Annotated in this window: 19 protein-coding genes; 9 read left to right on the top strand and 10 right to left on the bottom strand. The window is 50.6% G+C overall.

Annotated features, from left to right (window positions below; translation table 11 throughout):
- Position 1: 1 nt before the first annotated feature.
- Positions 2-1405, top strand: coding sequence for a TldD/PmbA family protein (locus AC5JO6_RS02455; protein WP_496079450.1), 1404 nt, complete (start codon positions 2-4; stop codon positions 1403-1405).
- Between the two features lie 280 nt (positions 1406-1685).
- Here the strand turns inward: AC5JO6_RS02455 and AC5JO6_RS02450 are convergent, their stop codons facing one another.
- On the bottom strand, positions 1686-2264 hold the full coding sequence (locus AC5JO6_RS02450; RefSeq protein WP_496079449.1) for a hypothetical protein: 579 nt from the start codon (positions 2262-2264) through the stop codon (positions 1686-1688).
- A gap of 441 nt (positions 2265-2705) precedes the next feature.
- A complete protein-coding gene (gene coaE / locus AC5JO6_RS02445) occupies positions 2706-3359 on the bottom strand; it encodes a dephospho-CoA kinase (protein WP_496079448.1) in 654 nt (217 codons plus the stop codon).
- A 587-nt stretch (positions 3360-3946) separates the two neighbouring features.
- On the opposite strand from coaE, the gene AC5JO6_RS02440 reads away from it, so the two are divergent.
- From AC5JO6_RS02440 to cobW, 3 genes are all read left to right on the top strand, one after another.
- Entirely contained in the window at positions 3947-4288 is a 342-nt protein-coding gene (locus AC5JO6_RS02440; protein WP_496079447.1) for an NAD(P)H-quinone oxidoreductase subunit M, read from the top strand.
- Positions 4289-4570: 282 nt separating this feature from the next.
- Positions 4571-5287: a biliverdin-producing heme oxygenase gene (locus AC5JO6_RS02435; RefSeq protein WP_496079446.1), complete on the top strand. Its 717-nt coding sequence runs from the start codon at positions 4571-4573 to the stop codon at positions 5285-5287.
- Positions 5288-5542: 255 nt separating this feature from the next.
- Positions 5543-6622, top strand: coding sequence for a cobalamin biosynthesis protein CobW (cobW, locus tag AC5JO6_RS02430; RefSeq protein ID WP_496079445.1), 1080 nt, complete (start codon positions 5543-5545; stop codon positions 6620-6622).
- Positions 6623-6674: 52 nt separating this feature from the next.
- On the opposite strand, the gene AC5JO6_RS02425 is transcribed toward cobW, so the two are convergent.
- Positions 6675-6989 (bottom strand): Mo-dependent nitrogenase C-terminal domain-containing protein, encoded by a 315-nt coding sequence (locus AC5JO6_RS02425; protein WP_496079444.1) that lies wholly within the window; start codon positions 6987-6989, stop codon positions 6675-6677.
- Positions 6990-7681: 692 nt separating this feature from the next.
- On the opposite strand from AC5JO6_RS02425, the gene AC5JO6_RS02420 reads away from it, so the two are divergent.
- Positions 7682-7885, top strand: a complete 204-nt coding sequence (locus AC5JO6_RS02420; protein ID WP_496079443.1) for a hypothetical protein — start codon at positions 7682-7684, stop codon at positions 7883-7885.
- 36 nt (positions 7886-7921) lie between these two features.
- Here the strand turns inward: AC5JO6_RS02420 and crtH are convergent, their stop codons facing one another.
- Positions 7922-9469 (bottom strand): carotenoid isomerase, encoded by a 1548-nt coding sequence (gene crtH / locus AC5JO6_RS02415; RefSeq protein ID WP_496079442.1) that lies wholly within the window; start codon positions 9467-9469, stop codon positions 7922-7924.
- A 602-nt stretch (positions 9470-10071) separates the two neighbouring features.
- Here crtH and upp point away from each other — a divergent pair.
- The 3 genes from upp (at position 10072) to AC5JO6_RS02400 (ending at position 11619) form a co-directional block, all read left to right on the top strand.
- The gene (gene upp / locus AC5JO6_RS02410; RefSeq protein WP_496079441.1) at positions 10072-10722 is read left to right on the top strand and encodes a uracil phosphoribosyltransferase; all 651 of its coding nucleotides are present in this window, start codon (positions 10072-10074) and stop codon (positions 10720-10722) included.
- 113 nt (positions 10723-10835) lie between these two features.
- Positions 10836-11174, top strand: a complete 339-nt coding sequence (locus tag AC5JO6_RS02405; protein ID WP_496079440.1) for a ssl2009 family thylakoid membrane protein — start codon at positions 10836-10838, stop codon at positions 11172-11174.
- A gap of 133 nt (positions 11175-11307) precedes the next feature.
- On the top strand, positions 11308-11619 hold the full coding sequence (locus AC5JO6_RS02400; RefSeq protein WP_496079439.1) for a YggT family protein: 312 nt from the start codon (positions 11308-11310) through the stop codon (positions 11617-11619).
- A 120-nt stretch (positions 11620-11739) separates the two neighbouring features.
- Here AC5JO6_RS02400 and AC5JO6_RS02395 read toward each other — a convergent pair whose 3' ends face one another.
- Positions 11740-12174, bottom strand: coding sequence for a hypothetical protein (locus tag AC5JO6_RS02395; RefSeq protein WP_496079438.1), 435 nt, complete (start codon positions 12172-12174; stop codon positions 11740-11742).
- Positions 12175-12412: 238 nt separating this feature from the next.
- Between AC5JO6_RS02395 and AC5JO6_RS02390 the strand changes: the two genes are divergently transcribed.
- Entirely contained in the window at positions 12413-13108 is a 696-nt protein-coding gene (locus AC5JO6_RS02390; RefSeq protein WP_496079437.1) for a hypothetical protein, read from the top strand.
- A gap of 21 nt (positions 13109-13129) precedes the next feature.
- On the opposite strand, the gene map is transcribed toward AC5JO6_RS02390, so the two are convergent.
- From map to AC5JO6_RS02365, 5 genes are all read right to left on the bottom strand, one after another.
- A complete protein-coding gene (gene map, locus AC5JO6_RS02385) occupies positions 13130-13954 on the bottom strand; it encodes a type I methionyl aminopeptidase (protein ID WP_496079436.1) in 825 nt (274 codons plus the stop codon).
- A gap of 299 nt (positions 13955-14253) precedes the next feature.
- Positions 14254-17112: a M16 family metallopeptidase gene (locus tag AC5JO6_RS02380; protein WP_496079435.1), complete on the bottom strand. Its 2859-nt coding sequence runs from the start codon at positions 17110-17112 to the stop codon at positions 14254-14256.
- A gap of 275 nt (positions 17113-17387) precedes the next feature.
- Positions 17388-18158 (bottom strand): energy-coupling factor ABC transporter ATP-binding protein, encoded by a 771-nt coding sequence (locus AC5JO6_RS02375; protein WP_496079434.1) that lies wholly within the window; start codon positions 18156-18158, stop codon positions 17388-17390.
- A 29-nt stretch (positions 18159-18187) separates the two neighbouring features.
- Positions 18188-18970, bottom strand: coding sequence for a cobalt ECF transporter T component CbiQ (gene cbiQ, locus AC5JO6_RS02370; RefSeq protein WP_496079433.1), 783 nt, complete (start codon positions 18968-18970; stop codon positions 18188-18190).
- A gap of 41 nt (positions 18971-19011) precedes the next feature.
- Entirely contained in the window at positions 19012-19368 is a 357-nt protein-coding gene (locus AC5JO6_RS02365) for a PDGLE domain-containing protein (protein WP_496079432.1), read from the bottom strand.
- Positions 19369-19370: the final 2 nt, after the last annotated feature.

Genomic DNA, 19370 nt, shown 5'->3' with positions numbered 1-19370 from the left:
CATGGTGACATTGCCCGCCCATCTGAAGGACTTGCTCTCTGACCTCATGACGCGCTACCGCACTCGCGTAGATTACCTGGCAGTGCGCCTCGAAGCGGCAGAAGGAGCCGATATTCTCCTGCGGGGCGACAAAATTGAAACGTTAACAGAAGGAATTTCGATCGGGGGGCAGGTGAGAGCCTGTCATAAAGGCGGTTGGGGCTTTGCCAGCTTCAATCAACTCTCGACGCTGAGCGATCGCATTGAAGAGGCGATCGCGGCTGCCCATCTGGTTGGTGATGAAGAAACGCTGTTAGCACCCATCACACCCATTCAAGATACCTGCATCCTGCCGCTGACGGGCACCGATCCCCGCCAGATTCCGCTGATTCAAAAAAAAGCGCTTTGTCAGCATTACAGCGAGATTCTTCGCAGCGTCAGTCCTCAGATTGCAACGACTTCTGTCCGCTATGGCGATAGCGCTCAACACGTTATTCTCGCTACATCTGAGGGAACGCTGTTAGAGCAATCGTGGGTTGACATGGAAATGCGGTTTGCTGCCACCGCTCGTAACGGTGAAACAGTGCAAACCGGACGCGAAACCACAGGCTCCCGCAAAGCGTATGAAGACCTGCTGGGTTTGGATGCTCAAGTGCGTCATGCTGCACAACGAGCCGTTGACTCACTGGTGCTACCACCTGTGCGAGGCAACACCTACACCGTTGTGATTGATCCCATCCTTACCGGGCTGTTTGTGCATGAATCGTTCGGGCACCTTTCCGAAGCTGATATGACGTATGAAAACCCTGACTTGATGGAAGTGATGAGTATCGGACGGCAGTTTGGTTCTGCAGATCTGCAAATTTTTGACGGTGCCGCTCCTGCGGGTCATCGCGGCAGCTACTTCTATGATGACGAAGGCACCCCAGCTACCACTACGCAATTAATCAAAGATGGCGTTCTGGTTGGACGACTTCACTCTCGTGAAACTGCGGGCAAGTTGGGTGAAACTGCTACTGGTAATGCTCGTTGCCTTAACTACCACTACCCGCCGATCGTCCGTATGACTAACACCTGGATCGAGCGCGGTAAGACGCCCGTTGCCGACCTATTCAACGGCATCCAGGAAGGCGTATACGCCCGCAACTGGTTGGGCGGTATGACCAATGGCGAAATGTTTACCTTCACAGCAGGCGAGGCATGGATGATTCGGAATGGCGAACTTGCCGAACCTGTTAGAGATGTCACCCTCTCAGGTAACGCGTTCAAGACGTTAGGAGAAATTGAGGCGATCGGCGACGATTTCTTTTGGGATGAATCTGGCGGCTGTGGCAAAGGTGGACAGAGCGGCTTACCCGTCGGCTGCGGTGGTCCTAGCTTAAGGATTCGCAACGTTGTTGTCGGTGGAGAAGCGATGGAAGACTAGAAGCTTTGAAAGAAACCGGGTTTCTGAGCGCAGTTTCGATCTTTGAAACCATCTTCTCGTTGAGAAACCCGATTCTGTGTAAGCCGATCTTAAAAAGCGGCGTTGCTGAATTGAGGTATGAACCGCAAAATCCGCCCTCACCCTAACCCTCTCCCAAAGGGCGAGGGGACAAGAATTCTAGCTCCCTTCTCCCCAGGGAGAAGGGCTGGGGATGAGGGAAAATCATACTTGCATTCAGCAACGCCTAAAAAGCTAACGTCCATTTTTTAGCCTTTAGCCTTTAGCTTTCGTCCTTACCCTCACTCTCTGGCGGCAGCCGCCCTCGTCGCTTGCGGGCTTCCATTGCACGTTCAAGCACGTCTAGAAGTCCAGGTGCTTCTTCTTGCATCTTCAGCAGCAACCGTTCTCCTTCCGTGACATCACCCGGATCTTCGCCCGTTTCCATGACCGTTTGGAGACGAGGCAACGCAATTTCATCAACCAACTCAACCAGACTATACAGGCAGCGATTAAACTGACGCTCAGTGAGGGTGGAATCTTCTAAAGGAAACTCAATGATGGCGCGAATTTCGCCGTCTGACGGGTCGTACTCCCATTGCAACATTTTGGTTTCCCAGGAGATGCAAAGCATCGTTTGCAGAATCGCTGCTTTGTGAGGATGATTGTTGACCCCAGAAAGTACGCGTGGCGCAAACAGCTCAAAAAATTCACCGTCTTCATCAAGCTGGATGACAATAAGGAACTCTTGAATGTTCTCGGCGTAAACGCCTGTAAGAATGCGGCATTCATCTTCGTCAAGCTTATATTTCCACCCTTTGTTGTCCAGGTAGCCAGCAATTTGTTGCAGCGTCGCGCCCATATAAAAGTCTCGCTAAAAACCTGAAAGCCTGCGTGTGCCCCAGGTGACTGATGGTGAATAGTGGATTCGGAGGTAGAGATAAACCTCAACGGTTTGCCTTCAACAATTATCGTCTAAAGTTTAGCCAAATCAGAAACGGTTGCCATGCTGCAATCGATTTGCCGTCGCGCACGATCGCGTCCCGCAAGGAGTGCTTGAGCCATTGGCGACAACGGACGATCGCTGCCTCAGTCTGTGAGCTTACCTCAGACCGTGAGCTTACCTCAGACCGTGAGCTTACCTCAGACCGTGAGCCTGAGAGTTGTACAGAAATAACAGCATGGTCTGTAGCCGTCAGCCGTCAGCCGTCAGCGAAAAGCTGATCGCTGATCCAAAAGTGTGCCGTTATTTTTTAGCAAGCTCTTGCTACTCAACAAGCCCTGAAACTTAATGCTGAGTTACTCACCCACGAGGCGCGGTAAGGCGAACGGGCTGATGTACGAGTCCAGCATCCACTTGCCGAAACAGATGCTCTAGCGTTGAAGTATTGTCCAGCACCAGATCGGCATGAGCCGCCTTTTTCTGAATCGACATTTGGCTATCAATCCGAGCACGAGCCTGCTGTAGGCTGAGGCGATCGCGCTCCATCAACCGTTCTATCTGTTGCTCTTGGGGGCAACGCACTACCCAGGTCTCAGTCACTAAATCCGTCATACGCGCTTCAAACAGCAGCGGAATCACCAGCACGACGATGAGAGGCTGTGTGTCTCGCATTGATAAGGCTTGCATGGCTTCGATCAGGCGATCGCGGACGTGAGGATGAATCTGCTGCTCTAACCACAACCGTTCTGGCGGACTGCTAAAAATAATGTCTCCCAGCCGATGACGATCCAGCGTTCCATCTGATGACAGCACGCCTGCACCATAGCGTTCAGCAATTTCTACCAGCACAGGTAAACCTGGCTCAACTGCTTCTCTCGCGTAAACATCAGCATCCAGAACAGGCAGCTTGTGAACAGTTGACAGATAGTTCGACACAGTGGTTTTGCCCATCCCAATGCCACCCGTAAGACCGATGAGGCGCTGAAATAGCTGAGCTTGGCTGCGAGTGTTCATACGTAGACACCTGACGATGTGAAGGTGATCTGCCAGCAAGGGTTCTCTAAGTTTAGGGTCACTCAAGCAAGGCGCTGCAATCAAAGCAGTTGAGCCAGAAAAGTTAGAACAGCCCTGATATCCTTGGCGCTGACAAGAGCCACCTGAATCCTGCGAGTTTCCTAAATAATGAACGAAAATTTAGCAAAATGAGCAAACAGAACTCAATTAGCAGGTGGACAGACCGATACCACGAAGATAGACAGTAGATGCTAGGTCATTGCAGCTCTAGCCTATTACGCCTTACCGTCTAGCGAGGCATCGACGAATACGTTTACAGTCGTTCCGAAGGCTTTCCAAAGGCTTTTTGAAGGCTTTTTGGAAGTAAGCTCCACACGCTGCCGTCCTAATCTACAGAATAGAAAGCGTTTTCTCCAGCGGCAAAAAACACCTTAGCGGCACTTGTAGCCTTTTGCCTCTTGTCTTCCTCAATCCGCACATGCGTCACCACTTCAAAAAAATGCTGCGTCAAACGATGGAATCGCTCTCTACCCCTTTACAATAAAAAGCAGAGCTGTGTCCAGTACCCAGTCCAGCGGAGTCATACCATGCTGTTAAAATCCACTACTCGACACATCCATATTTTTACGGCTGTGATCGAAAATAATGAACTCGTCCCTAGTGACAGCGTACTAACGCTCGATATTGACCCAGACAACGAATTCAATTGGAATGAAGAGTCTGTACAGAAGGTGTATCGCAAGTTCGATGAGTTAGTCGAATCCTATAGTGGAGCTGACTTGACCGACTACAACCTCCGTCGTATTGGCTCCGATCTAGAGCATTTTGTACGATCGCTCCTGCAAAAAGGCGACATTTCTTATAACCTCAACAGTCGCGTACTGAACTACAGCATGGGTTTACCGCGCGTTGCTGCGGGTGAAAACTAGCGCCTCACTGACTGAGAATGCTGATACGGGCGATCGGGCAGCGCTTACTTTTGACAGCGGTATTGACTGAACGTCCGGCACCTCTTTCACAAAGCGTTATCGATCACTGCTTTTTCGCTCGAAAACGCTTAACGGCAGCGATTTGCTTTAGATTTTTTAATAAAAACTCTCATCAAATCAGTCTACCGTAACAATTGGGTGGGTTATCAAAGAGGTCGAACTGCGTTCATCGATCGACGCATCATCCAGCATCAAGTCAACGTTAGATTTAGAAGATTTAGCATGAGCAGTAATTTAGCAACAAAGCTACGTGAGGGCACCAAAAAGTCTCACTCAATGGCTGAGAACGTCGGTTTCGTGAAATGCTTTTTAAAGGGAGTTGTCGAGAAAAACTCCTACCGCAAGCTTGTAGCCAACCTTTACTTTGTCTACTCAGCAATGGAAGAAGAGATGGAGCGCCATCAGCACCATCCGCTTCTCTCTAAAATCTATTTCTCCGAACTAAACCGCAAAGCGTCGCTAGAGCAGGATTTGTATTACTACTTCGGCAGCAATTGGCGAGAGCAGGTGTCTCCCTCTCCAGCCGCTGAAGCGTATGTGCAACGCATTCGTGAAATCTCTCAGACGGCTCCTGAACTGCTGATCGCTCATTCTTACACCCGTTACTTAGGCGATCTTTCCGGCGGTCAAATCTTGAAAGGCATTGCGCAACGTGGCATGAATCTTTCAGAAGGCAACGGTACAGCGTTCTACGAGTTCAACAACATCGCCGACGAAAAGCAGTTTAAGGCAACCTACCGTCAGGCAATGAACGATCTACCGATCGATGACGCAACTGCCGATCGCATTGTTGACGAAGCAAACGCTGCGTTTGGCATGAATATGAAGCTGTTCCAGGAACTGGAAGGCAACCTCATCAAAGCGATCGGGTCGATGCTGTTTAATACCCTGACCCGCCGTCGCACCCGTGGCAGCACCGAACTGGCAACGGCTGATTAATGTACGCAGTTTTTCATCTCTAATGTCTTCCCTCGAATCCTGGGAGCTTGGTAGTCGAAACGCTATCAAGCCCTCAGGATTCACAGTTTGAAGCCAGGTTTAGCCTACTAATTTTCAGTTATTAGAAGAAGGCAGTAGTCAGAAGTTAAAAGTCAGAAGTTAAAAGTCGAAAGCTGAATTGACTTAAACCTCCTCCCCCGCTCCCCCTGCTTCTCCCTCTCTCCTCCCCCCTCTCTCCTCACTTCCCTTCCCCACATGGCAGCAAAAATTCCCGTCACGATCATCACAGGCTTTCTCGGCAGCGGTAAAACGACACTGATCCGCCACTTGCTACAAAACAATCAGGGCAGGCGGATTGCTGTCCTGGTCAACGAATTTGGCGAATTAGGTATTGATGGCGACTTGCTGAGATCGTGCCAGGTTTGTGATGATGAGACACTTGCCGACGGGCAATCTACAGCGGTCAAAGCAAGTCTACCTGATATTGTTGAACTCACTAACGGCTGTCTCTGCTGTACCGTGCAAGAAGAATTTCTGCCCGTCATGTTAGAGCTACTCAAACGTAGAGACAGCCTGGACTGCATTCTCATCGAAACCTCCGGTCTAGCGCTCCCCAAACCCTTGATCAAAGCCTTTCGGTGGCACGAAATTTCTCATGCAGTCACGGTGGACGGCGTGATTACTGTTGTTGATTGCGAAGCCGTTTCTACAGGCACGATCGCCACTGACCTGCAAGCGCTAGAAGCTCAGCGCCAAGCTGATCCCAACCTGGATCACGAAACTCCCATTCAAGAGCTGTTTGAAGACCAGCTTGCCTGCGCTGATTTGGTGATTCTCAACAAAGCGGATTTGGTGGATGCCCAAACTCAGGCTCACGTGGAACAGCTTGTGCAGCAAGAGCTACCCAGAGCCGTCAAAATTGTCTCCAGTCAGCATGGGCAACTTGACCCCAATCTTCTGCTCGGCTTTCAGGCTGCCGTTGAACATCACTTAAGCTCTCGACCCAGCCATCATGACGAAGAAGAAGACCATGATCACGATGATGAAATCACCTCTGCTCATCTGGTACTCGATCGCGCCTTCGATCCCGTTCTACTGAGACAACAACTAGAAACCCTGGTGCAAGAACAGGAGATTTACCGCATTAAAGGCTTCGTTGCGGTGCCGCAAAAAACGATGCGTCTTGTGATGCAGGGTGTCGGTAAGCGGTTTGACCAATTCTACGATCGCCCCTGGCATCCTGAAGAACTGAAACAAACTCGCCTTGTTTTCATTGGTCGCGCCCTCAATGCAGCTCAAATCGAACATCGATTAACCGCACTGCCGACGGTCTGAGCGGTCAAGGCGCTTTGAGTTAATCTGACTACTCAATTGGCTTTTTAGCCTTCTAAAGCGTCTTGCCACACACATCAACCAGATAGCACATGGAGCGGAAACGTAGCCCAACTAACTGATCGTAGAGCGGATTAAGTTTGCAGAGAGGCGGAATATGAGCGATCTTGCGACCAAAAACAAAAACATCACGCTCAAAGGGACATTGACCAGGAATAAGCTTGTACAACAGTCGAGCTAAGGTTGGGTCATTGACGGAGACGTTATCAAGCCACTGACGGACGGGCTGTAGAACATCGATGCGGAGGGTGTTTGATGTTGTCTGTTTGGAATGCAAATTGGCATGAAAGGTTAGGTCTAAGTCAGACATGGTGTTACCCTCTATTGTCTGTGCGTTCTCAATCATCAATGCACGCACTTATAAGCTTTGATGCTGTAGCTGATTGATTGTTCCTACCTACAAGATACAAATCAGGATCAAGTTTTCCGTAAAGCTAAGAATAGCTCTGTTAAATCTCTAATAAAGTTCCAATGAATTTGCACTATCACCTGTGTGCATTGATCACCAATTATTCAGCCTTAGAGCGGCATAATATAGTGAGATTTTGGTGCTAAGAATAACAGTTGCGTTGAAATAATTCAGCTAAGAGCGATCGCCTTCAGCTAGAGCCGATCGATGCAAAAGAACCGTAACATAAGATACAAACAGTCCGTGTATAGATTGCTCCGTCAAGCGTACAGGCATTAAGCCGTACAAAATTGCCGCAGCTTAGGTAAATAAGATTGAGCATAAAACCCTTTTGAGCCGCATCAGTAATCATCGATTAGCACAAGTTCTATAAAGAACGCAATACCAAAATCAGGACGAGCGTTAATTCTCTGAAAAGCAATGTTTACGTCCTCAATCGCCACATTCTTTTTGATACAAATTGCTTATGGTTAGTAAGTTGTGATTTCAATCACAGTTGAAGGGCAATGGAAGGGCAATCGCGATCGCAAACTTGTGTTCAAGAAAACGTAAAGCTTTGGTAGACTCAATGTGCGATTGTTTTGGGTGCATCAATGACGAAAGAAATTCATCTACACCGTCCTGATATTGAGCAGATGGTGAATAGAATTACCGCTTGCGGGAAGATTAGCCGCCACGATCAGCAGCAGTTCATGTCTGCACTTCTCTCTCAAAAAACCATTAGCCAAACGGAGCAAGCATTGATTAACCGAGTGTTTGAACTGCTGCGGGCTGGTCGTTTGCGAGTTGTAGACTGAATCACTTCGCTCTACACAAGCCTAGAAACCATAAGCCTAGAAACCTAAGTCAGTAGCAACGCGGTGAGCGCAAGCAAAGCCCGAAAAAGCAACGGCATTCAGCCCTTGTCCTGGAAACGTACTGTCGCCAACGCAGTACAATCCCGCAACAGCAGTGCGATTAAAAGGCATTCCTAGCAAGCCCGCTAACTTGCGTCGAGGAATGGGTCCGTAGGTACCATCGTCGCGCCCTAAAAAGCGACGATGGGTACGTGGCGTGCCAACTTCCTGATACTCCACGTGAGCAGTAAGACCGGGAAAGATCCTCTCAAGCCGCTGAATCAAATGAGTCGCTGCTGCTGCTTTACGGGCTTTGTACTCGCTAGGCGTGAGGTGCTGCCAGCTCTCCATCCAACTGGGAGTAAAGGTATGGATAATGTGATGACCGGGAGGCGCTAACGACGGATCAAGCAGGGTCGGAATCGAGACAAAAATGGTGCCTTCAGCCGCTTCCATGTGCTCCCAATCTTCGAGCAAAATGTGGTGACACTCCGTCCCTGCTTGCAATACATCTGCTTTAACACCCAGATGCAAACTGAGGAAGCTGGGTGATTTCTGATAGCGACGTTGCCATTTGCGTTCAGCCGACGGCATTTGTGCGGGTGGAATCAGTTTCTCGAAGGTGTCCCAACGGGTCGCGTTGGAAATAATCCGTTTAGCAGAATAGATTTTGCCAGATGCTAACTCTACGCCCACGGCGCGCCCGTTCTCCTGCAAAATTTTAGTGACTCTAGCTTTGTACTGAATGTGTCCACCACATTTTTCTAGCCCTTCAACTAACTTTTGGGCGATTTGCCCGACACCGCCTTTGGGGTAGTTGATCCCACCGTAGTGTCGATCGCTAAACACCATTCCAGCATTAATCATCGGGGTGCGATCGGCTGGCACAACAGACCAGCAGTAGCATTCCATATCGATAAACTTCAGCAGTGCTGGGTCGCTAATGTAGCGTCGAGCCAGATCGCCAGCATTTTGAGGCAAATACTTCACTAACCCTAAACAGGCAAGCGGATGCTGAAAAAAGACACGTGCTAGATAGCGGGGTTCTTCTAGCGATAGCAAATCCATCGCATTCAAGCATTTAAAGACGCGCCAGCATTCATCGTAAAACTGTCGGATGCCTACCGCTTCGTGGGGGAAATGAGTGATTAGCTCTTGCAAAAAATTCTCATAGTCTCGATGCACTTTTAGCTCTAAACCGTCAGGCAAGTGGTAGTGAATCTGCACCGGATCAGGAACGGTCTCTAAGCTCACATTCACGGCTTGCAGAGCACGAGTGAGAAGATTGGTGGTGCCTTGCTGCCCAAACCCGAAAATCATCGACGCGCCGACATCAAACCGATAGCCCTGGCGCTCAAAAGACCCAGAGCTACCACCCGGTATCAGGTAACGCTCTAGCACTAGCACACTCGCTCCCTTGGCAGCTAGCTGAGTAGCCGTAACCAAGCCGCCAATGCCAGAACCAATGACGATCGCATCAAACTCAGCCGCAACGGGTGAAAGCGTGGACGATCGCTCGGAGGTAGATGGAGAAGATAGAGACATGAAACCTTTGATAAACAAGACTTCTAACAGTTTATCGGAGTTGATGTCTCTGGGGGGCTTTGAGCGAGTAAGCGGTAGCCCTTTGTCCAACGCTGAAGGGAGATTACGCAATGTGCAAGTAAATTTGCCCTCATCCCCACCCTTCTCCTTAGGGAGAAGGGCTTTCGGACTTTCCAGTTCCCTCTCCTTCTGGGAGAGGGCTAGGGTGAGGGTGTCTCAGCAGGCGTTTCAGGAAAGTTGCACATCGCGTGAGATTAGTCAGAAACAGTGATGTCGAGAAATGGTTACAGCAGGCAAAAAAAGGGGCTTGGTCTTCTACCGATGACCAAGCCGCCCTACCGATCCTTCAGAGAGGAGAACACTAAGAATAAGCGTACATTTATTGAGAATAATTGTCAACTTAGTGTCGTGTTTTGCGCGGATTAACGTGTAAGGATGATGAGAAGGTTAGCAGAACGCTCCGGGCGATCGCACAATAGGGGTTATGGGAAGTCCTGAAGCGTACAAATTAGGGTGTAGTAAGAGAGTATGATTGGTCAGACGTATGACCTCAGTATGACCTCAGAGGTCTCACCCTTTCTTTCGCTGTTCTTCTCAACGCTATGACTCTTCAACTGCGCGTCTACGTCCCGCCACATCCACTCATTCAGCACTGGTTGGCTGTCGCTCGTGATGTCTCGACACCGTCAACGCTCTTTCGCAGTGCAATGACTGAGCTTGGTCGCTGGCTAACCTACGAAGCGATTCGAGACTGGCTGCCAGTGCAGGAAACAGCAGTGGATACGCCGTTGTCTCCTTGCTCAGCCACCTTCATCGACCCAACGGTGCCAGTCGTAGTGATGCCGATTCTACGGGCAGGCTTAGCGCTGTTGGATGGTGCTCAGGCACTGTTGCCACTGGCATCGATTTACCACATTGGGTTTGTTAGAGATGAAGAAACCCTAACACCAAGCTGCTATCTCAATAAATTGCCAGAGAAATTTGCGCCGCAGACGCATGTCTTGATTACAGAGCCAATGCTGGCAACGGGAGGAACTAGCCTCGCAGCGATGGCAGAACTGACCCAGCGAGGAGTTGATCCGGCGCTGGTGCGTATCATTTCAGTTGTTGTCGCTCCAACCGCGTTACAAAAGCTGAGCGCAGCCTATCCTAGTCTCAACATTTATGCCGCAGCGATCGATGAAGGCTTGAACGATAAGGGCTTTATCGTCCCAGGCTTGGGTGATGCAGGCGATCGCACCTTTGGCACATGAGAATCAGCCTAGAGCCTCAGTAGCCGCCCAGTCAGTCCAGCGTAACAACGGTTATGCTAGGGGTAATGTAGCAACGGTTAGTGTCAACGACGCAATTGGGATTTTGAGCAGCGATGAGTCAGAGAGACAATTTTTCGGGTGGATTTTTACTAGGCGCAATGTTTGGCGGCATTGTTGGCGGTGCTTTAGGTGCCGTGGTCGCTTCCAGGGTGCTAAACCCGCAGTCTGAGGAACCACTACTGAGCGAGAGTCAGGCAGATCCTCGCCTGGGTAGTAAGCCGAAGCGGCGATCGTTAAAGGCTGTGAGCGGCAAGGCTGATATGGAAGGCGCTCGCCGTGGTTTAGAGGACAAAATCGCTCAACTCAACGATGCCATTGATGACGTAAGACAACAACTGGGTGGGGTTAATGGGGCAGAAACAGGAGGGCGCTCGATCGTTAGAGAACCATGAGCCTTCTACTTGATTGTTGTAGCAAGGCTAATCTGAAGTGATAAACTTTGCTTGACTCACTCGAAAGCTGCTGAGATTCGCTAGATTAAATCCAAGTCCCAATGAACTTCGCCGTGTAAGGAACCATACCGCTATGGGTGACACAAATCTTGTTTTTCTATTGTTTGATGTAGTCCAGAAATTTATTGGCATCTATACCGCTCTACTATTTATTCGGATTTTGTTGAGTTGGTTCCCCAACATCAACTGGTTTGACCCTCCGTTCTCTATTCTGAGTCAGTTAACGGATCCGTACCTAAATATCTTTCGATCGATTATTCCGCCACTGGGTGGTCTCGATTTCTCTCCTCTTCTGGCACTGCTCCTTCTGCAAGTGGTTCAATCTGCTGTTCTACCTTCTGTTGCACAGCTTCTGGCGAGTGTGCAGCCAGGGCTATCGATGTAATGGGCTTAGTGCCGACTGGCGGTTAAACACCTGATCAGGCAGCAACTTACCTCTACAACAACTAATAGAAACCTGCCTGTAACATGACTGTAAGGCAGGTTTCTTTTCTATAAGCTGTATCTAACGTCGCACCATGCCAGTAAAGCCTGCGGCTTTAAACTGCTCTAGCTTGAGCGGCGTTGGTTGGCTAGCGGGCACCGAAATTCTCAGCTCAAAGGTGCCAATACCCGGTGGCACTTCGTCAATCGCGCCAAGGCGAGTACGGTTTTGCATCACAGAATCGTTGTTAGCATCGTAAATGCGACCAAAAATGTCCGCGTTAACGACAGGCTTACCGGACTTGTTCTCAGTTTTTCCAGTCACGATAAAGCAGTGAGGGAAAATACTAGCAACCCCACTCTTAGCAGGCTCATCTACGAGTTCAGCCGGACACTCATGGTAAGAAAGGTCAAAGAGCTTGATTTGAGTCAGCGCCAAAGCAGGTGGGGTGCTCCAAGTGGCAAGAAGCCACAGCAGACCTGTAGCAAGGAGAGTGGCAAACGCTTGGAACGGCATAGGGTATGAGTTGCTAGAGGCAGTGGGCGCATGGCTTCTTTGCAGCGCTCATTGATTGCGGTGTTTGGAAGACCAGCTTCAGCTTAGCTCGAATTGAGACCAAATAGGCTGAAGGACGCTTTTTGAAAGTTTTGTCATAATAAGAAACTAATCTTCAGCTAGCGATCGCAACCAGTGGTTAGCCCACTCTGACTAATCGTGATCTAGGCTGATGCCGCTTACGACCTGATATCAGTGCATGACTCAATCTGAGATCGAAGCAGCGCTAACTACGGCATTCAGCCAATGCGAAGCCGCTTTACATCCTCTTAGCGATCGTCAAAAGCAAATCTTGCTCCAGGTGGTGCAGGCAGCAATGCAGTCTGGGCAATATCGCAAGGGAAGCCACAACGATACCCTTAACCCTGCTGCCGATGAGGCGGAAAGCAACCCGTTAGAGCAACTGACGGTTGAAGAGCGGCAGATCTTTCTGACATTTGTTGAATCGCAGGAACGCCAAAACCGTCCCTGGAAGATCACGCTGTTGAACGATTGGCTGAGCGGTAGAAGTTCCGGAGCGGTACAGTTCATCCGAGAGCGCTACGGCATCCAGTGGGTAGAGCAGATTACGCCAGTGGATCTTGCGCGCTACATCAATTTAGAGAGCGATGAACTGCTGTTAAGCGTGGGCGATCGCATTGAGGTGACGAACGGCTTGTGGGAATGGGTGCAAGAAACCGGACCGTGTAGTCGAGAATGGTTTTCCTGCATCGTAGTCAGCATCAAACCAACATCTGAGACGCGTGGCGCTGATGCCATAGATGACACCAACACTGAGTCAACGTCACCCAGCAGTGAGAGTAGCTGCATTGTTCGCTTTGAGGATGGCACTGAATACGAGATTCAAGGCATGTATGACTGGAATCGTCCTAACTGGCGTTGGCTAGAAAGGTAAGCCACCGTTGACCGACAGCGGTTAAACGAGTGTGCGATCGGTCAAGATTTCGTACCCGTTCTCTGTGACTAAAACCGTATGCTCAAACTGGGCAGAAAGGGCATTGTCCACCGTTACAGCCGTCCAGCGATCGGGAAGCGTACGTGTAAAGCGTGACCCGGCATTAAGAATCGGTTCGATCGCCAGCGTCATGCCTGCGCGTAGTTTGACATTCGGCATACTGTGAGTGCGGAAGTTGAAGACTGACGGCTCTTCGTGCAGATTGCGCCCCACCCCATGCCCTGTAAAATCTTCGACAACTGTAAAGCCGTGTGCCTTTACGTGATCTTCGATCGCGCCTGCCAGATCGAGCAAATGAGCACCCGCTTTCACCTGCTCAATGCCTTTGTAAAGCGCTTCTTCTGCAACGCGGATCAACTCTGCCGCAGCAGGCGTGACTGTGCCAACCGCGATCGTGATACACGAATCACCATGAAACCCCTGATAGTAAGCTCCTGTATCCACTTTCAGCACATCGCCAGTGCGAATCACTTTTTTGCGGCTGGGAATGCCATGCACCACTTCGTTGTTGATCGACGAGCAAATCGAAGCGGGAAAGCCGTGATAGCCCTTAAAACTCGGCGTTGCGCCCATTGCACGGATGCGCTTTTCGGCATGAGCATCCAAATCAGCCGTCGTCATGCCGGGTTCGACCAACTCGGAGATTTCTTTCAGCACCGTGGCAACAATCCGGGCTGCCTCTCGCATGATCTCGATTTCACGAGGGGATCTAAGCTCAATGCCACGGCGCTGTTTGTTGGGCGAGGGCAGAGCAGGTTGGTTAAGCAGTTGGCTAAAAATATTCATGCGATCGCAGCAAAAGTTACAGGCAGATTGCTAATAGCTATAGCCAGAGCTGTGTTAGAACCAGCGTGTGCAGATTCAGTCAAAGCAAATGCAGACATATGAGCCTAGCTTCAAGCACTGGTGAATTATGGCACTCAGCACTTGCCTCTTTTAAAGTAACTTAAATCGCTGCTCGCAGAATGTCTATAAGAAAGATGGAGCCGATGCAAAAACCGGGTTTCTCCACAAGCAGATGCCTTTAGAGCTTTCAAATCACGTGCAGAAACCCGGTTTTGTCAAACTCTGCATAGCTTGACAACTTATTTTTTGGGCACTGTGTTACCTGGTCCAGCAGTGACCACAACCACTCGATCGGCGTAGAGCAGGCTTTGAATTGCCTCGTTGACCTGCGCTAGAGTCACAGCGCTGATCTTGCTAGTGTACTCACGAATCTCGGTCGTACCTAAGCCATACGCCGCATCCATCACAATCGTGCTGGCGAGGTTAGCTGGATCGGCAAGCTCTACAGGGTAGCTGCTAGTGAGCGATCGTTTAGCCGCCGCAACTTCAGCCTCAGTGACACCGTTTTCGCGGAACTGCTTGAGAAGGCTAAGGGTACTGGCGATCGCTTTGTCAGCATCTTCTGGCGCGGTCTGCATGGAGATGATAAACGGACCAGAAGCAATGCCAGCTTGAAACGCACTATAAATGCCGTAGGTAAGACCCTGGCGATCGCGAATTTCGGTGCCCAGACGACTAGACAGCGTATCGCCACCTAAAATCTGGTTCATCACAATCGCGGTGTAGTAGCGGGGATCTTTGCGATCGATGCCGTTGTAGCCAATGTAGGTAATGGATTGTGTCTTACCAGGCAGTACGGGATTGACGCGCGTCACTGTTTGAGGCAACGGCACCTTCGGAAATTCCAATGGTGTGTCTTGCGTTGGATCTTGCCAGGAGCCAAGTTCTTGATTCAGCAGTGCACGCACCTGGCTTGAATCAAAGTCTCCGACCAGAGCGAGCAAGGTGCTATCAGGGTGATAGTGCTGTTGGTAAAACTGCACCAGATTGTCTCGGGTAATCTGCTTCAGGCTGGCTTCCGTCGGAAAACTATGGAAGGGATGGTTCGCCGGATAGATGGTCTGCTGGAAAATACGTCGTGCCAACCGAGCCGGAGTATCGAGTTCCAGTTTGAGACTGGTCAACGCCCGTTGACGGCTGAGTGCCAGTTCATCGTCAGGGAAACTGGCGTTTTGTAACACGTCACTCAGCACTTTTACGAGTGTTGGGAGGTCTGCCGCCAGAGCGCTGCCACCGATCGCCACACCTTCTCGACCAGCGCTAAAGCCCAAACTAGCACCCCGATTTTCGAGCGTTTTGGCGATCGCCAGTGCATTGTTTGCTTTGGTGCCGTTCATCAGGTTTGCAGCGGTCAAACTCGCCAATCCGGCAGTATCGGCTTTGTCGAACGCGGTACCTGCTTTGATGTAGCCACTGAGCGTAACGGTTGGTGTGCTGCGATCGGTCAACAGCAGGACGCTTAACCCATTTGCCAGGTTGAGCTTTTCGGGCAATGCCTGCGCTGATTGTTGATCGCTGGCAGTGGTTTTGGGCAGATATTTTGCCACTTCTGCCGGGTCAACCGGAGCACCAGGACTGAAGTTTTCCGTCGTCTGCGAGAAGTTGCCAGCACTCGCGCCCGGTTTGCCATCCAGTTGCGTGGGTTCAAAGAAGCCAACGGTACGGTTTGCAGGCGTGAGGTAAGTTTTTGCTACCCGTTGTACATCTGCTGGAGTGACAGTGGCGATCGCAGCTTGCAGGCGATCGCTAAACTGATAGTCGCCTGTAGACGTTTGATCGTCGCCTAGTTGCTGTGCCTGACTGGTGATATCTCGATTGCGCAGCGCGATCGACGCCTTGAATTGAGTTTTTGCGCGCTCTAACTCTTCCTGGGTGACACCCTGATCGCGCAAAGCCGCGAGGGTTTTCTGAAGCGCCGTGTCAATCTGTGATAGTTCTTTACCGGGAGCGGCTGTCACAGAAAGTTCATACCAGCCAGCACCAATCAGATTAGCCGCATAGCCGCCCGCATCACTTGCCAGTCCAGACTCTACAAGCGCCTGATAGAGCCGCGAACTGCGCCCACCGGTAAGAATGTAGTCCATCACCTGCAACGCTGGCACATCGGGATGATCCACTTTGGGTAACGGATACACTTCGTTCAGTAACGAGGCACTACCCGGTTCTTTCAGCACGATCGGAGCTTTAGGTGTGCTGACTGCTGTTGACGAACTTGCTGTCTTCAAACCTGGCACCGCACCAGTGCCTTTAGAGACTTTGCCGAACGTCTCTTTTACGGCTGCCAGGGTTGGCTCGGTCTTGAAATTACCAACAATGACTAGCGTTGCGTTATCGGGTCTGTAAAACGTGCGGTAGTAGTCTCGCACTTGCTTTACTGTAAAGCTCTGCACATCTGCTTTTGTACCACCGACAGGCAAGCCATACGGATTATTTGGAAAGGCTGCCTTCATCACCGATCGCCCTAAGCGGTAGCTGGGATTGTTTTCATATCCCTGTAATTCGGAAATCACTACGCGCTTTTCGCTGGTAAGTTGCTGTTCGTCAATCAACGAGTTGTTCATGCGATCGGCTTCCAAGACCAGCAGCGCCTTCAGCTTATCTTGCTCCACTGTGCCAAAGTAAGCAGTTTCGTCATAGCTAGTAAACGCATTTGAATCGCTGCCCAACGCGCTGAAAAAGCGTCCGAACTGAATCGGTCGCTCCTTCGTCCCCTTAAACAGTAAATGCTCTAGCTGGTGAGCAATGCCATTGATACCAGGGGTTTCGTTTCGTGACCCAACGCGATACCAAACCTGCACCGTGACCACCGGAGCTGTGTTGACTTCTTTCGTTAATACAGTCAGTCCATTTTCTAAAACCGTTTTGCGAACCGTTGCCGTCAATGCGTCCGAAGGCAGCTTGGTGGACGGCTGTGGCTTCGGTGACAGGCTATTTTGAGCAGTCGGGCTATTTTGAGCAGTACTATTTTGGACGGTAACAGCGCTGGGTACTGCCGCTTGACTCGTAGCAGGCATACCCGACAGCAGCACAAGACCCAGGCAAAGACCAAACAGTAGGCTGGGTAGACCGTAACGGCGAAGAAGTGTAGAAAGAGGCATAAGGTGTGCGGACAAACTCTAAAAAGATGACGGGGTGGACTGACGTAAACGAGATCTCCTCGTGCTATGACAGCTCTCCGCAGAAACAAACAGGGGGCTTAACAAGATTCCTCGTTTGCGGGAGAAATCGGGGAGCAAGCGTTCAAACGATCGGCGTGTAGGTTCTATCGTAGCAAGTGAAGCAAGGCGACTTTGCCTGCTCTCAATCTAATTCATTCGCTATGGCAGAAAAGGGACAGCCGTGTGAGGCTGATGATCAAACCCAGCACTCACGTTCAAGCTGCTGGCGCATGGTCAAGCTGGCAATAGGGGCGACTGTAGCTCAACGGTAGCTCCAGTGCATAGCTTTCTAGTAGCTGAGAGTCACTGAGAATACGCTCAGTAGCGCCATCAAACACGATACTGCCCTGGCTGAGCACAACGGTACGATCGCACAATTCCAGCGCTAAATCCAAATCGTGGGTAGCGATCAACTGCGTCAGCGGCAGGCTATCTAACAGATAAATGAGTTCGCGGCGACAACGGGGATCAAGTTGAGCGGACGGTTCGTCCAGAATCAGTACTTGCGGCTGCATGGCGAGAACGCCTGCGATCGCCACCCGCTTCTTCTCACCGCCTGATAAGTTATTGGCATTTCGAGGTCCATAGTACGTCGGGTCTAAGCACACTGCTTTCATTGCCGCTGCGGCTCGATGTTCCAACTCATGTCCCTTGATACCCTGATTGAGCGGACCAAACGTCACATCTTCCCAGACAGTTGGCATAAACAACTGATCATCTGGATTTTGAAAGACCAGACCCACAAAGTTACGAATGGCTTTCAAATTTTGGGGTTCCATCGCCAGTTCACCCACCACGATCGCGCCTGTTTGAGGGAGCAAAAGACCGTTAAAGTGCAGCAACAGCGTCGATTTACCAGAGCCATTTGCCCCTACGAGAGCGACTCGTTCAGTTGCCTTGATCGAAAGATTGATCGCCTTCAACGCCTGCGTTTCGTCAGGATAGGCATAGCTCAAATTACGGATGTCAATGGGATTATGGTGCATGTATGCCGCAAATTAAACTATTAAGCAGCTTAAACGATCGAAAAGAGATAAACACCCTGCCCTAGCAGCGTTAAAACGACAGTGAGCGTTAAAGCAATCACATCACGACGATCGCCGGACGCTGAAGTTGTTGCAGGCGGCAAGCCCTCGTAACCACGAGACAGCATCGCCTGATGCACCCGCTCACCTCGCTCCAGGGTACGGATAAATAAAGAGCCAAACATGTTGCCAATCACCAGTCGCTGCCAGCGCTGATTCCCCATTAAGTTGCGGGACAGTGCCGCTCGCTGCATCGACTGAAACTCCCCGACCAGAACGGCAACGTAACGGTACATTGAAGCTAAAATCGCTACCAACAGCGGCGGCATTCGTAACACGGTCAGCGCGTGGAGCAGCTCTGGCACTGAGGTCGTCAGCACCAAAAGATTGGCTACCAACAGTGACAGCAGCGCTTTAGTCGCCACACTGCCCAACACCCATAGCCCCTCTGTCGTGATCTGTAGCCAGCCCCAATGCCATAGCACGACACCACCACCACGGAACAGAGTGCCCAGCAAAACAACACTGATAAACACTGATTCGACCGCCACCCGCTTGAAGAGAACCGACAGCGTAGCGCGGCTAAGCAAAACGATCGTACCAACACCAACCATGTAGATTGCCCAAGTCCACCAGCGTCCGTTGGGTGTGAGGGCGATCGCAAACAGCAGCAGCAGCGTACACAAAACGCGAGTTTTGGGCACAAGCTTATGCCAGGGCGAATCTTGCTGGCTATCAACGTCGAGATGAAAGGCACCAATGTGCAAAAGCATCCATGCCGTCCTTCAGGTGAAATAGCGCCGACAGCAAATCATTACTTTTCTGAAAGCGAATCTTCCGGGGGAAGACCAGGCTTACGCACCAACAGCTTTCCTGCTCCCCATGCAAGCCCAAAGGTCACTAGCGTTCCGGCTAAACCTGCAAGGGGCGTAGCAATCTGCTCAGGCACTCCTCTAACGGCATACTCGTCAAAAAGGGCATAGAACGGTAGTTTCTGAGCAGGCTGCTCTTCCAGCGCCTTCTCGCCAAATTTGAGGTCTTCAGAAACGCGATCAAGACCATCGGGATCTTTACTGGCGAACGGCGACAAAAAAATTGCAATTAGAAGCGCAATACCTAAGCCAGTCACGATAAAAGCGCGATTGCGCTGCTGATAGAGAGGGCTGCTCATAA

The organism is Tildeniella sp., assembly GCF_059505325.1.
Note: the sequence above shows the minus strand (reverse complement) of the source record. Positions and strands in the feature narration are given on the sequence as shown.